The organism is Thalassospira lohafexi (assembly GCF_002844275.1).
Classification (GTDB): domain Bacteria; phylum Pseudomonadota; class Alphaproteobacteria; order Rhodospirillales; family Thalassospiraceae; genus Thalassospira; species Thalassospira lohafexi.
This window is the reverse complement of the sequence record NZ_NXGX01000009.1, coordinates 1-14,332: the sequence shown is the minus strand read 5'-3', so window position 1 is coordinate 14,332 and position 14,332 is coordinate 1. Positions and strand designations below refer to the sequence as shown.

At 54.9% G+C, this 14,332-nt stretch carries 13 protein-coding genes; 6 read left to right on the top strand and 7 right to left on the bottom strand.

What is annotated here, in order from left to right; genetic code table 11:
* Nucleotides 1-37: 37 nt before the first annotated feature.
* Nucleotides 38-913, bottom strand: a complete 876-nt coding sequence (locus COO92_RS18880) for a LysR family transcriptional regulator (protein ID WP_101304541.1) — start codon at nt 911-913, stop codon at nt 38-40.
* Nucleotides 914-1,039: 126 nt separating this feature from the next.
* Here COO92_RS18880 and COO92_RS18875 point away from each other — a divergent pair, with 126 nt between their 5' ends.
* Entirely contained in the window at nt 1,040-2,356 is a 1,317-nt protein-coding gene (locus COO92_RS18875) for an aspartate aminotransferase family protein (protein ID WP_101304540.1), read from the top strand.
* Here COO92_RS18875 and COO92_RS18870 read toward each other — a convergent pair.
* Nucleotides 2,337-2,597, bottom strand: coding sequence for a SemiSWEET transporter (locus COO92_RS18870; protein ID WP_022730396.1), 261 nt, complete (start codon nt 2,595-2,597; stop codon nt 2,337-2,339). The genes COO92_RS18875 and COO92_RS18870 overlap by 20 nt on opposite strands.
* A gap of 206 nt (nt 2,598-2,803) precedes the next feature.
* On the opposite strand from COO92_RS18870, the gene COO92_RS18865 reads away from it, so the two are divergent.
* The 4 genes from COO92_RS18865 to COO92_RS18850 all read left to right on the top strand — a co-directional run bounded on the left by COO92_RS18865 (nt 2,804) and on the right by COO92_RS18850 (nt 8,253).
* Nucleotides 2,804-3,112 (top strand): Dabb family protein, encoded by a 309-nt coding sequence (locus COO92_RS18865; RefSeq protein WP_101304646.1) that lies wholly within the window; start codon nt 2,804-2,806, stop codon nt 3,110-3,112.
* Between the two features lie 213 nt (nt 3,113-3,325).
* Nucleotides 3,326-4,339: an HlyD family secretion protein gene (locus COO92_RS18860; protein ID WP_101304539.1), complete on the top strand. Its 1,014-nt coding sequence runs from the start codon at nt 3,326-3,328 to the stop codon at nt 4,337-4,339.
* Nucleotides 4,336-7,104 carry a ribosome-associated ATPase/putative transporter RbbA gene (gene rbbA / locus COO92_RS18855; protein ID WP_101304538.1) on the top strand — a complete coding sequence of 923 codons (2,769 nt, stop codon included), beginning with the start codon at nt 4,336-4,338 and terminating at the stop codon, nt 7,102-7,104. The genes COO92_RS18860 and rbbA overlap by 4 nt, the downstream gene beginning before the upstream one ends.
* A 3-nt stretch (nt 7,105-7,107) precedes the next feature.
* The gene (locus COO92_RS18850) at nt 7,108-8,253 is read left to right on the top strand and encodes an ABC transporter permease (protein ID WP_206186438.1); all 1,146 of its coding nucleotides are present in this window, start codon (nt 7,108-7,110) and stop codon (nt 8,251-8,253) included.
* A 138-nt stretch (nt 8,254-8,391) separates the two neighbouring features.
* Here the strand turns inward: COO92_RS18850 and hydA are convergent, their stop codons facing one another.
* The 5 genes from hydA to COO92_RS18825 form a co-directional block, all read right to left on the bottom strand.
* Nucleotides 8,392-9,795, bottom strand: a complete 1,404-nt coding sequence (gene hydA / locus COO92_RS18845) for a dihydropyrimidinase (protein ID WP_101304537.1) — start codon at nt 9,793-9,795, stop codon at nt 8,392-8,394.
* 18 nt (nt 9,796-9,813) lie between these two features.
* The gene (locus tag COO92_RS18840) at nt 9,814-11,076 is read right to left on the bottom strand and encodes a cysteine desulfurase-like protein (protein ID WP_101304536.1); all 1,263 of its coding nucleotides are present in this window, start codon (nt 11,074-11,076) and stop codon (nt 9,814-9,816) included.
* A gap of 35 nt (nt 11,077-11,111) precedes the next feature.
* The gene (locus COO92_RS18835) at nt 11,112-11,849 is read right to left on the bottom strand and encodes an amino acid ABC transporter ATP-binding protein (protein ID WP_101304535.1); all 738 of its coding nucleotides are present in this window, start codon (nt 11,847-11,849) and stop codon (nt 11,112-11,114) included.
* A complete protein-coding gene (locus COO92_RS18830; protein ID WP_101304534.1) occupies nt 11,849-12,517 on the bottom strand; it encodes an amino acid ABC transporter permease in 669 nt (222 codons plus the stop codon). Before COO92_RS18830 ends, COO92_RS18835 begins: the two co-directional genes overlap by 1 nt.
* 79 nt (nt 12,518-12,596) lie before the next feature.
* Nucleotides 12,597-13,394, bottom strand: coding sequence for an ABC transporter substrate-binding protein (locus tag COO92_RS18825; RefSeq protein ID WP_101304533.1), 798 nt, complete (start codon nt 13,392-13,394; stop codon nt 12,597-12,599).
* Between the two features lie 175 nt (nt 13,395-13,569).
* Here COO92_RS18825 and COO92_RS18820 point away from each other — a divergent pair, with 175 nt between their 5' ends.
* Complete coding sequence (locus COO92_RS18820) at nt 13,570-14,259, top strand: FadR/GntR family transcriptional regulator (protein ID WP_101304532.1); 690 nt, start codon at nt 13,570-13,572, stop codon at nt 14,257-14,259.
* Nucleotides 14,260-14,332: the final 73 nt, after the last annotated feature.

Below are 14,332 nucleotides of genomic sequence, written 5' to 3'. Positions count from 1 at the left end.
GGTGGTCAATGCACATCTGAGAACGGGTCAGAATTGCTCACAAAAACGGCAGCAACTTCCCAATGTGATCGCCAAAGGCGTTGATGGCCGGGCTTTTGGGTCCTTCGCCCGTCGCGACTTTAAGGCCCAGTTTGGGCAAGGGCGGCAACGGGGATTTGAGGATGAAAAGGTCGGTGGGGACCGCCTTTTGCATCATGACACTGATGGCAAGCCCGGAACGCGCAACCGCGATCAGGCCCGCAAGGCTGTTGCTGGCATAGGATATTTTATAGGGCATGTGGGCTGCATCCATGGCATCGCAGGCGGCCTTGTGATCAAGCGCGTTTGAGGCGGCAAGGGCGAGCGGGATGGGGGTGGTTGGGCCATGTGTGCCCATGCCGAAATCATGGAGCTCCAACGTTGGTTTGCTGCCGACCCAGGCCAGTTGTTCGGTCCGCGCGATATCGGTTGCGGTAGGGTCGGCAACAGAGACCAGTGCCATGTCGATCTGGCGTGCATGCAGCAATCGGTGCAGGTCCGGTGTCGGGGCCGAGACGACCTTGATTTCGATGTCGGGGTAGATCGTCCCGAAGCTTTTGAGCAAGGCCGGGAAAAAGGCGATCAGGTAATCTTCGGGGCAGCCAAAAGTGATCGCACCGCGCAGTCCCTGATCGGAAAAGGCCGAAAGGGCTTCGTCCTGTAGTTTTAAAATCCGTTCGGCATAGCCCAGAAACCGTTCGCCATGCCCGGTCAGATGCACGCCACTGCCGCTTCGGTGAAACAGGCTTTGGCCAAGGGTTTCTTCCAACCGCTGAATTTGCATGGTGACGGTCGATTGGGTGCGCCCGACCTGAATGGCGGTCGCACTGAGCGTGCCCGAATGGGCCGCGCGGACAAAGGTGGTCAGCAGTTTGAGGTCAAGGGGCGTTTGCATGGTTAGCGTTTCTGACTATCAATTTTTCCAATACCAGAATGCCATAACTATCAATTTTACGCAGAAATCACCAGCCGATAAGATCGACTGCATTGAACGCAACATGCATCTTGCCGGGAGCCCCCAATGTCAAACAACACCGATCCGAAATTCTGGAATGCCGCGAAAAACAATCTGATCCGTTATGGCAGCCCGTTTGATCCGGCGATTATCGAGCGTGCGAAGGGATCGTTTGTGTATGACGCCGACGGGCGGGCGATCCTTGATTTTACATCCGGGCAAATGTCGGCGGTTTTGGGCCACGGGCACCCGCGCATTGTTGAAACCGTGCAAAGACAGGTTGAAACGGTCGCCCATCTGTTTAGCAGCATGCTGACCCGTCCGGTGGTTGATCTGGCGCAACGGTTGGCGGAACTGGCACCGGGATTGGAAAAGGTGTTGTTGCTGTCGACCGGGGCGGAAAGCAATGAGGCCGCCATTCGCATGGCCAAGCTTGTGACCGGCAAGCATGAGGTCGTGGCGTTTTCCAAAAGCTGGCACGGGATGACCGGGGTGGCGGCATCGGCAACCTATAGTGCCGGGCGTAAGGGATATGGCCCGGCTGCCGTTGGGTCCTTTGCCATTCCGGCCCCCAATGCGTTTCGCCCGCGGTTTAAACATGCCGATGGGTCGCTTGATTGGCAGACGGAGCTTGATGATGCCTTTGAGCTGGTGGACAACCAGTCGACCGGCAATCTTGCCGCCTTTGTCGCCGAGCCGATTTTATCAAGTGGCGGGATTTTGGAGCTGCCCAAAGGGTATCTGGCAGCACTTAAGAAGAAATGCGAAGAACGCGGGATGCTTTTGATTTTGGATGAAGCGCAAACCGGGATTGGCCGCACCGGCCATATGTTTGCGTTTCAGCGTGACGGGGTGACACCCGATATCCTGACATTGTCCAAAACCATCGGGGCGGGTTTGCCGTTATCGGCCGTGATGACCACGCCGGCCATCGAAGAAGCCGCACATGAGAAAGGCTTTTTGTTTTACACCACCCATGTGTCCGACCCCCTGCCCGCGGCTGTCGGTTTAACCGTGCTGGACGTTGTGCGCGATGAAAATCTGGTCGCGCGGGCCGGTCAGATGGGCGCGCAGCTTTTTGACGGGCTATCACAACTTAAGGATCAATATGACTGTGTCGGCGATGTGCGCGGGCGCGGGTTGCTTTTGGGGATGGAAATCATCAAGCCAACCGGCAACCGCGAACCCGATCACGACATGGGGGCTGCGATCATGGCCGAGGCGTTTAAACGCGGGCTTAGCATGAACATCGTCAAGATGCCGGGCATGGGCGGGGTGTTTCGCATTGCCCCGCCGCTTACGATCAGTAGCGATGAACTTGATCAGGGTGTGTCGATTATTGGGGACGCGATCAAGGCCGTTTCTAGCCGTGCCGCAACTTGAAGAACAGGATGGTGCCCGCCAAAAGGATGGTCACGGCATTGGAAATGATCACCGGCCAGTCACCGCGCAACAAGCCATAAATCAGCCACAGCAGAACGCCGCTGCACAGCACGAGAAACATCACAAGCGAGATATCGGCGGTTGATCGGGTGCGCCATGTCCGGATGACCTGAGGCAGGAAGGCAATCGTGGTCAGCGTACCGGCAAGCATTCCAAGTGCGGTTTCAAACGTCAGCAGCATGTGGGGCCTCCTGCCGGGGACGGGTTGGGCCACGGTGTCGCCCGTGGTGTTCATGGATATCGGGAACACTGAATGCATTCAACACGACTGGTCGAAAACTGCAAGCCCGATTAAATGCCCGATGGAACGTACCGTGCCAGCCAACATTGACAGCACGGCTCGATTAAAGGAAACATCGGGTGTTATGCTTTGCAAAGGAACCGCCGATGATCCGTCATATTGTCTTGATCAAATTCAAATCCGGCATTGACCAGAATGTCATCGACAGCCTGTTTGATGCGCTGGCCGACCTTGGCCGGGAAATTTCCGGAATGCGGGGCTTTGACGGCGGCGTTTCGGTCAGCCCGGAAAACCTTGAACAAGGGTTCCGCCACGGGTTTTGCATTGATTTTGATCATGAAGCCGCCCGCGATGCCTATTTAGCACATCCTACCCATCAGGCGCTTGGAGCCGAACTGGTCAAGGCCGCCGAGGGTGAAATTTCAGGGCTGATGGTGTTTGATTTGGCGATGTGATCATTCACGCCCCGGATCCGTCGTTTTTGCGTTCCACCCAATGTCCGCTGCGCCGAATTAACAACGCGATTGTTCAAGATCAAAGATTGCTTTTCACCCGCCACCTAGGATCATTCCATAAATTGTTGCGTTGCATCGTAAAGTGAACTCTGGTCAGATTGCGCGACCAGTGGTTGTTTTACTGTTGCATTGCCCCTGTCTTTGGAGAGTGGAATGAAAAGCCTGCGTGGTGTGTTGATCGTCCTTGTCGTGATCGTTGTCGCTGCCGGTGGCGGTTACACGTACTGGCAATCACAACAATCCGAGCTTCCGGGGTATATCGCGTCTGGCAACGGCCGGATTGAGGCTGAGGAAATTCGGGTGGCAACCAAATATGCCGGACGGGTGGACGCGGTTTTGGTTGATGAAGGCGACAGTGTGACTGCCGGTCAGGTTCTGGCACACATGGATACCGCCGAGCTTATGGCCAGCAAGGCCAAGGCCGCCGCCGAAGTCGCCAGTGCCAAGCAGGGCATTGCAGAAGCCAAGGCCGAAATTGTTCAACGCGAAAGCGAGCTTTCGTTTAGCAACCAGCAACTGACCCGGGCCAATGAGCTTGTCAAAAACAACAATATCTCGCGCGAACAGGTCGATCAGCGCCGGGCCAACCGGGATGTCGCACGTGCGGCGCTGAGCGCATCACAATCGCGCCTGACCAGTGCCGAACGCAATGTCGAGGCTGCCGAGGCCGAACAGCGCCGCATTCAGGTTCAGATTGACGATTCTGTCCTGCGTGCACCGCGTGACGGGCGCGTTCAGTATCGGCTTGCCGAACCGGGCGAGGTTTTGGCAGGCGGCGGCCCGGTCATCACGATGATTGATCTGACCGATGTTTATATGAATGTGTTTTTACCCACCCGTCAGGCCGGATTGGCCTTTGTCGGCAATGAGGCGCGTATTGTGCTGGATGCCGCGCCGGAATTTGTCATCCCGGCCAGAGTATCGTTCGTCGCCGATGATGCCCAGTTCACCCCGCGTGAGGTCGAAACAAAATCAGAACGCGATAAATTGATGTTTCGCGTCACGGTGCGTATTGACCGTGCATTGCTTGCCGAACACATCAAACGGGTAAAAACCGGCCTGCCCGGCGAAACCTATATCATGTTGGCCGACCACAATGACTGGCCACAAAACTTGATGCCAAACCTGCCCGATGACGCCGCCTTACGCCGGAGCCTGCAGGAATGAGCCATTCGACCGGTTCCAAGGTGCCTCTGGCCGTGCGGCTGTGCGATGTCAGCCATCGCTATGGCAAGGTCCGCGCGGTTGATCAGATCAGCCTTGAGATCCCCGCCGGGCAAACCGTCGGATTCATTGGCCCGGACGGGGTGGGTAAATCCACTGCCCTTGCGCTGATTTCAGGCGCGCGGAAAGGACAGGACGGGGTGATTGAAACCCTTGGCGGGTCGATGGCGGAAGCCACGCATCGCAACAGTGTGCTGCCCAAAATTGCCTATATGCCGCAGGGGCTTGGCAAGAACCTGTATATGGATCTGACGGTCCGCGAGAACCTTGAGTTTTTTGGCCGCTTGTTTGGGCAGGGCAAACGCGAACGCGATGCACGGATCACCCGGCTGGTCAAGGCCACCGGCCTGTCGCTGTTTACCGAGCGCCCGGCCAGCAAGCTTTCGGGCGGTATGAAACAGAAGCTCGGCCTGTGTTGTGCGTTGATCCATGATCCGGAAATCCTGATTTTGGATGAGCCGACAACAGGGGTCGATCCGTTATCACGGCGACAGTTCTGGCAGCTGATTGATACCATCCAGACATCGCAAACCAAGATGACGGTTCTGGTGGCAACCGCCTATATGGATGAAGCCGCACGGTTTGATCATTTGGTGGCAATGAATGATGGGAAGATCCTTGCAACCGGGACCGCCGAGGCATTGTTGTCGCAAACCGAAACCGACACCCTTGAAGCCGCCTTTGTTGCACTGTTACCCAAAGACCAGCGGCACGGACATCACGCGTTACAAATCCCGCCGCGCACGGTTCATGGGGATATACCGGCCATCGTTGCGGAAAACCTGACCCAGCGGTTCGGCAATTTTATCGCCGTGGACAATGTCAGCTTTCGCATTGAAAAAGGCGAGATTTTCGGGTTTCTCGGCTCCAACGGGTGTGGCAAGACCACCACCATGAAAATGCTGACCGGGCTTTTGGCCGCAACCGAGGGCACGGCAGAACTGTTTGGCAAACCGGTGGACGGGCAGGATATCGAGTTGCGCCGGCGGGTTGGTTATATGAGCCAAGCCTTTTCGTTATATTCTGAACTGACGGTTTTGCAGAACCTTGAACTGCATGCCCGGCTGTTTCACTTACCCGCCAAAGACATCACCCCGCGCATAGATGCCTTATCCGAACGGTTTGGATTGGTCCAATATCATGCGGAATTGGCCGAACAGCTTCCGCTTGGTGTGCGACAGCGCCTGTCATTGGCCGTCGCCATCATTCACAGCCCGGAAATCCTGATTTTGGATGAACCGACATCGGGCGTTGACCCGGTGGCGCGCGACGGGTTCTGGGAATTATTGGTCGAGCTTTCGCGCGATCAGGGGGTGACGATTTTTATCTCCACCCATTTCATGAATGAAGCCGAACGGTGTGATCGCATTTCCTTGATGCATGCCGGTAAGGTTTTAGTCAGTGACACCCCTGCTGCGATCACGGAACAACGGGGCTGCGACACACTTGAAGAAGCCTTTATTAGCCATCTGGAAGAAGCCAGTGGAGAGGGCGACGAGGATGATACGGATAGCGATCCCCTTTCCACCCTGTCGGCAGATGAAACAAGCGTGGAAGGCTGGCAGCCTGCCACGGCATCGTTGTTTAGTTTTCGGCGATTGTGGGCCTATTCCCTACGTGAAACGATGGAGCTTGTGCGCGATCCGATCCGGTTAATGTTCGCCCTGATCGGGACCGCTATCCTGATGCCGGTATTTGGCTATGGGATTACGTTTGATGTTGAAAACCTGACCTATGCGGTGCTTGACCGTGACCAGACACCGGAAAGCCGGACCTATATCGAAAATCTGGCCGGATCGCGGTATTTCGAAGAACAGCCGCCACTGATCAGCAATCACGATCTTGAGGCACGGTTGCTGTCGGGCGACATTGCGTTGGCAATTGAAATTCCACCGGGATTTGGCCGCGATGTCGGCCGCGGTGCCAGCCCGGAAATTGCCGCGACCATTGATGGCACCATGCCGTTTCGTGCCGAAACCATCCATGGGTATGTCGAAGGGATTCACAATCGATACCTTACCGAACATAGCAAACGTGACGTGGGAAACGCCAATCAGGCCCAGCCGATGCAGATTGAAGCGCGGTATCGCTATAATCAGGACTTCAAAAGCATCTTTTCGATGGTGCCCTCGGTGATTGCGCTTCTTTTGATGTTTATCCCTGCGGTTTTGATGGCAGTCGGGGTGGTGCGTGAAAAGGAACTGGGATCGATCACCAATCTTTATGTCACACCGGTATCGCGGCTTGAATTCCTGTTGGGCAAGCAATTGCCTTATGTCGGGTTGGGAATGGTCAATTTTGTCTTGATGACCGCGATGGCACTGTTCTGGTTTGGCGTGCCGATCCGGGGCAATGAATTTACCCTGTTGCTGGGGGCTGTGTTGTTTGTATTTGCCACCACCGGGTTAGGGCTTTTGATTTCATCGTTCACCAGCACGCAGATCGCCGCCCTTTTTGGCACAGCAATTATCACCATGGTGCCATCGGTGATGTTTTCCGGGATGATGCAGCCTGTGTCATCGCTTGAAGGCGCGCCAGAGGTTTTGTCGGTCATTATTCCGACATCGCATTTCATGTCGATCAGTGTCGGCGCCTTCACCAAGGGGCTTGGCTTTGCCGCGCTGTACCCCGAACTGCTGCATCTTGCGCTATTTTTCCCGGTTCTGACCGTGCTTTCGATGCTGCTTCTTAAAAAGCAGGAGGCGTAAGGCATGCTGGGCAGAAAGATCAGCAATATTTACCGCCTTGGCATCAAGGAGCTTTATAGCCTCAAGCGCGATGTGGTTTTGATCATCCTGATATTCTGGGCGTTTACCTTTGCGATTTATAACGCCGCCACCGGGTTCTCGCATGATTTGCACAACGCCTCGATCGCCATTGCCGACCAAGATGGATCGGCCTTGTCGCTTCGGATTTCCGATGCATTCCTTGCGCCTTTTTTCCAGGATCCGGTCCGGATCGCCGAACGTGACATTGACGGGGTCATGGACAGTGGTGCCTTTACCTTTGTTCTGGTGATCCCACCCGATTTTGAAAAGGACGTGGTCGCCGGACACAAGCCCGAAGTGCAGTTGAACATTGATGCCACCGCAATGATGCAGGCGGGGATCGGTCAGGGCTATGTCAGCAATATCGTCGCGCAGGAAGTTGCAACATGGCTTGGCGGCAAGTCATCCTATGCCGGGGCCAAAAATCAGGATACTGCGGCCAAGATCGTTACGCGCTATGCCTATAACCAGAACGCGACGAGTTCATGGTTTACCAGCACGATGGAAATCATCAATGCGATCACGATGCTGTCGATCATTTTATCGGGCGCGGCCCTCATTCGCGAACGCGAACATGGCACGATTGAACATTTGTTGGTGATGCCGCTTGATCCGTTTGAAATCATGATGGCAAAGGTCTGGGCCAATGGGCTGGTAATTTTGATCGCCAGCATGGTGTCACTGATTTTTGTGGTCGAACTGATCTTGGGGGTGCCAGTGATCGGCTCCAAAGTTCTGTTTATGGCCGGCGTCACGCTATATCTGTTTTTTGCCACTGCCCTTGGCATTTTTCTGGCGACCTTGACCCGCTCCATGCCGCAATTCGGGTTGCTGTTTATTTTGGTGGTATTGCCACTTCGGATGCTGTCGGGCGGCAGCACGCCAATTGAAAGCATGCCGGAGACGCTTCAGAGCATCATGGAGTTCTCGCCCTCGACGCATTTCGTAAAATATGCTCAGGCGATCCTGTTTCGCGGCGCCGGGATTGACGTGGTGTGGCCGGAATTCCTATTGGTGTTTGCTATCGCCACCGGGTTCTTTGCGTTTAGTGCGATGCGTTTTCGCAAAAGCATCGCCAAGATGCGTTAAAGAGCTTTGTATTTCGGGCTCCAAGTTAACGTCGATCACTTTGGCGTTCGTTTTTGAAGAAATATCCCAAGAACATATAAAAAGCGCAGCATTTCAGTCCCAAAGAACCAAAATGCTGCGCAAAATGTGATGTCTTGATCAGGCCGTCAAAGATGACTTTTGACGCGCCAAATATTTGCCATAGCCCTTTTCACCCGAAAGTTCACCATCCTTAACCACGGTTTTACCACGCACCATTGTGTGAACTGGCCAGCCGGTTACTTCCAGCCCCTCATACGGGGTGTAGTCGCAGCCCTGTGCGAGCAAATCATTGGTGATGGTAACGTTCTTTTCCGGGTCCCAAAGCGCGATATCGGCATCCGAGCCAATCGCAATCGTGCCCTTTTGCGGATACATGCCATACAGCTTGGCATGGTTGGTCGCGGTCAGGGCAACGAAGCGGTTGAGGTCAATGCGGCCTTTTTTTACCCCTTCGGAAAACAGGATTGGCAGGCGGGTTGCCACACCGGGAATGCCATTGGGGATCCAGCGGAAGCTTTTCTTACCCTTTTCAATCAATTTGCCCTCGGGGTCGTCAAAGCGAAACGGGCAGTGATCGGATGAGAACAGATCAAACACGCCACGTTGCAGACCATCCCAACAGGCATCCTGACTTTCCTTATCGCGTGGCGGCGGGGAGCAGACAAATTTCGCGCCCTCCATCTCGTTCTGATCAAGATCGTCCGCCGTCAGCATCAGATATTGCGGGCATGTTTCGCCAATAACCTTGCTGCCACGCACGCGGGCGCGTTCGATTTCTTCCATCGCCTCACGGTTCGACACATGGACGATGACAATCGGGGTATCGACAATTTCCGCCAGCGACAACGCACGGTGGGTGGCTTCGCGTTCGGCGGCAATCGGGCGGGTTGTCGCGTGGGACTTGGCGGAAAATTCGCCATTGGCTTCGTGCTGCCCGATCAGAAACCGAATGGCGTCTTCGTTTTCACAATGCACCATGACAAGCGCGCCCGTATTTTTGGCCGCATCAAGCGTGTTGAGGATTTCATCATCGCGTAGACGCAGGTTTTCATAGGTCATGAAAACCTTAAACGAGGTATAGCCATCCTCGACCAATGCCGGGAGTTCCTGGCCCAACACAGCCGGGGTTGGGTCGGTGACGATCATGTGAAACGCCACATCGATGTGACATTCGCCGTCTGCCTTGTCGTGATAGACCTTAAGCGAGTGACGCAGGCTGTCGCCCTTTTCCTGCATGCAGAAGCTCAGGATCGAGGTATTGCCACCCATCGCGGCGGATCGGGTGCCACTTTCAAAATCATCGGCCATGACGATGCCATCGCCAGACGGCTGGGCAATATGCACGTGGCTGTCGATCCCGCCGGGCATGACATAAAGCCCGGTGGCATCAATGATGTCGGCACTGTCGGTCAGGTCATTGGCCAGTGCCGCAATTTTACCACCGATGATGCCGACATCGGCAACGAAGGTGTCGCTGGCGGTAACGATGGTGCCATTTTTGATAATGCGGTCAAACTGCATGTTTGCTTCCTTCTGGCCCTAAGCGCTGAGTTTGGCTGACGGATCGTCAAACATCTTATCGAAGGCTGCGGTCAGTTTATCGACTTCTTCAAGCGTATTGTAATGCACCATGGCGACGCGGACCAAACCACCATTGCCGGTGACTTCAAGGTACTCGGCCAAACGGCGCGAATGGAAATCCCCAAAACGGATGGCGATTTTTGACTGATCGATATAGCGGCAGACCTTATCAGCATCCAGCCCATCAAAGCGGAAACTGATGGTCGGAATGCGCGTGCCGTCTTTGTTGTCGGCATGACCAACGATGGTGCAGTTATTGCGCCCGCGCAAATAGGTCAGAAGCCGATCACACAGGGCATCTTCCTGTTGCGCAATAGCCTCAAAGGCGGCAACAATTTTGGCGCGCACCGATCCGGTTTCACCCGCCATTTCACCAAGCGTTTGCAGATAATCGACAATGCCGCAAGTGGCATAGGCCAGTTCATAGTTCGGATTGCCCGGCTCCAGCTTGCCGGGGACTTTATCCTTGCCATAGAAATAGTGATACAGCGTGTCGAGTTCGAGCAGGCAGTCATATTTGCCGTACATCATCGCGTAATGCGGACCATAGGTCTTATACAAGCTAAAGACATAGTAATCGGCATCAAAGGCCTGCACATCAATCGCGCGGTGCGGCGCATAGGCCACCGCATCGACACAGAGACGCGCCCCGCGTGCATGGACAAAATCGGCAATTTCGCGGATCGGATTGATCGAGCCCAGAATGTTGGACACATGGGTGACACAGACAAGCTTGGTACGGTCGGTCATCAGCGGTTCAAGATCAGCCAGATCAAGCTTCATCTGATCGCGATCGAGTGGCCAGAACTTGATCTTGATCCCGGCATCCTGCAGGCGATCCCACGGGCCAATGTTGGATTCATGGTCGGCAATGGTGACGATGATTTCATCGCCCTTGGAAAGCTGGCTGGTCATGGCCTTTGCCAGATTTTGCAACAACGCCGTGGTCGAACTGCCAAAGACGATTTCTTCGGGGCGGCTGGCATTGACCAGATGCATCGCACTGGTGCGTGCTTCCAGCAGGGCGGCGGCGGCACTTTGTGACACATCGTACGATCCGCCAATCTGCACGTTCTTTTCATACAAAAACGTATTGATGCGATCGACAGCAGGTTTCAGGATTTGCGAGCCACCGGCATTGTCAAAAAACGTCCATCCGTTCGACAAGGCGGGAAACTGGCTGCGGACAAAGTCCATATCAAGCGACTTGGTTGGGGCCATTGGGGCATTCCTCCGAAAAGCGTCTCATTTTGTTTTTAATGGTCAAGAACGGCGTGCAGGAAACTGCGCGTGCGCTCTTCCTTGGGATTGTCAAAAATTTCGGCGGGTGGTCCGGCTTCGATCACGTTGCCGCCATCCATAAAGATCACCCGGTCGGCGACCTGACGGGCAAAGCCCATTTCATGGGTGACGATGACCATTGTGACCCCGGTTCCAGCCAACTTTTTCATCACATCAAGCACCTCGCCGACCATTTCCGGATCAAGGGCGGATGTGGGTTCGTCAAACAGCAGAACCTTGGGCTCCATCGCAAGGGCCCGGGCAATCGCCACGCGTTGTTGTTGCCCGCCAGACAGGTTTTCGGGGTATTTGTCGGCCTGCTCGGAAATGCCAACACGGTCGAGCAAAACGCGTGCGCGGGCTTCGGCATCCTTGACGCTGCTGTGGCGGACCCGCATCGGGGCCAGCATCACATTGCGCAGTACCGTCATATGGGGAAACAGATTGAACGACTGAAACACCATACCGACTTCGGCGCGAACAGCAGCCAGGGCCCTGCCCGGCACCACGGCAATCCCATCCACCGCGATTTCACTTTCATCATCGAAGGCTTCGAGCCGGTTGATGCAGCGGATCAGGGTGGATTTTCCCGACCCGGACGGGCCGATGACGCAGACAACTTCGCCCTGGGCAATTTCAAGGTCGATGCCGTGCAGGACCTGAAATTCGCCATAGGACTTTTTGAGGTTATGGATATTGATCTGAGCAGACATTAGCGCCCCCTGCTGTAGCGTTTTTCAAGCCGGGCAACGACATAGACCATCGGCCACAGCAGGATCAGGTAAATAAGTGCCGCCCCAATCAAGGGCGTCGGGTTGGCCGACAAGGCCTGCGCCTGTGTTGCCTGTTTAAGCAAATCGGGCATAGCAACAACCGATGCCAATGCGGTGTCTTTCATGACATTGATGCAATTGTTGGTCAGCGGCGGAATGACGATGCGAATGGCCTGGGGCAGGATCACATCAACCATCGTGTGACGGTTGGAAAGACCAAGTGCGGCCGAGGCTTCGAACTGGCCATGGGGAATGGCTTCGATGCCCGCACGGAAAATTTCGGCCGTGTAGGCAGCAGAGACCAGTGTTAAGGCGGTGACTGCGGACAAAAAGGGTGAGAGGCGAATGCCGACAAACGGCAACGCGTAATAGACAACAATCAGCAGCACCAAAAGCGGGATCGAGCGGAAGATATCGATATAACCGCGCACAAGCACCTGAATGATCGTCGGGGCATAGAGACGCGTAATGGCCAGAAAAAGACCACCGATCAGGCCACAGATGATGCTTGTGATGCCAATTTGAACCGTCACCAACAGGCCGCTTAGAAGCTGCGGCAGACTGTTCAGCAGGACGGGCATGTTAAAAAAGGTCGAAAATAAATCCATAACACCACCGATAAAATATGCGCCGACGGTGAACGGCTATTCACCGTCGGCATAGGTCTGAAGGATCAAGGCGCGGCGATTATTTAATCGACGGCATGTCCATCACAGCAACGGTTGAGGTGGTGTCTTCGGGTTTTGCGCCGAACCAGCTTTCATGCAAGGCAGCGATGAAGCCTTCTTTTTTAAGGTCGGTGAGGATCGCGTTTACTTCGGTTGCAAGCGGGGCATCCTTGTTAAACATGATCGAGTATTTTTCACCGGTGGTGATACGTTCGACCACTTTGAGGTTCGGCTTGTCTTTGACGTAATACAGCAGGGCTGGAATGTCGCTGATGTAGCCGTCGATACGACCGGCGACCAGATCAAGCATGGCTGGTGACAGGCCTTCGTAGCGGCGAATTTCACCAAGGGAGTATTCGCCCGTGTGTTCACCCGCCCACATGTCACCGGTCGAGCCGGTATCAACACCAACGACCTTGCCGTTCATATCGCCCAGACCGGAAATGCCGCTTTCGGTGGTGGCGGTCAGTGACTGGTCACTGTCGTAATAGGGCTGTGCAAAGGTAACAGACTCAAGACGCTTGTCGGTGATGGTGATCGACGATACCGCCATATCAATCCGGCCCGACTGAACAGCCGGGAACAGACCATTGAACGGAATGTTGACGAATTCAACCGATTTGCCCAGACGTTTGGCGACTTCGTTGACGAGGTCAACTTCGAAACCAACGACATTGCCATTGGCATCCTGGAATTCCCACGGAACGTTGCCGATGTTTGCCCCAACCGTCAGGTCAGCTGCGTTTGCGGACGACAGCGACGAGAGTGCGAGCACCCCACCAACGACTGAAGACGTCAGAAAAGTAAGAAATTTCATGATGATTTCCTTGTGTTTTTAGCCATCCCTGAATAGTACTGGTCTAACTGGTCAGACCAGTCTGACCAAACAAACATATTTGAATGTCCCATGCAAGATTGTTTGTGCAAAAATGAGTCATATGCGCTTTTATGGCGCCAGTTGGATAAAAAATAAGCAACGAGGAATAGCAGGAATGTTCAACCGTACACTTCTGCCGCAAACGGTAGCGCGCCAAATTCAGGAAATGATCCAGAACGGATCCCTGAAACCCGGGGACAAAATTCCGTCCCAACGCGAATTCGCACAGAAGTTCGGTATCTCACGCGCCTCCCTGCGCGAGGCCCTGCTGACCCTTGAGACGCTCGGCATGATCAAGACCGAGGCCGGGCGCGGCACATTCGTCACAGACCCCGACAGTCGCACACCGGGCGACATGGCGCCGTGGCGTTATTCCGAAAGCCATACGGTGTTTGACGTGTTTCAGACCCGTATGATCCTTGAAGGTGAAATTGCCGCCCTTGCCTGTCATCGCCTTACGGCCGGTCAGCTTGAACATATGGCAGATGCGACCGATCAGATGGAAAAAGGCTGGGCCGCACAGGATTTGATTTCCAACGTCGATGCGGATCTGGAATTTCACAACACGATTGTTCAGGCGTGTAGCAACAGCATGCTGCGCGACCTTTATAAAACCGTGCGCGATCAGATCACCGAAACCCAGCGCCAACCAATCCCGATCACCGACCCGGAACGGATGCGCGCATCCATCGGCGAACATCGGCGCATCATCAAGGCCCTGTCGGATGGGGATGCCAATGCCGCACGCGAAGAGATGCAAAACCACATCCGAAACACCGCACGCTGCGCAGGTCTTAAGGCATAACCCCCTTAAGACATCGTCGCAGGAAATTTGCCCCAGACACACAAAACCCCGCGCGGTGAACCGGCGGGGCGGG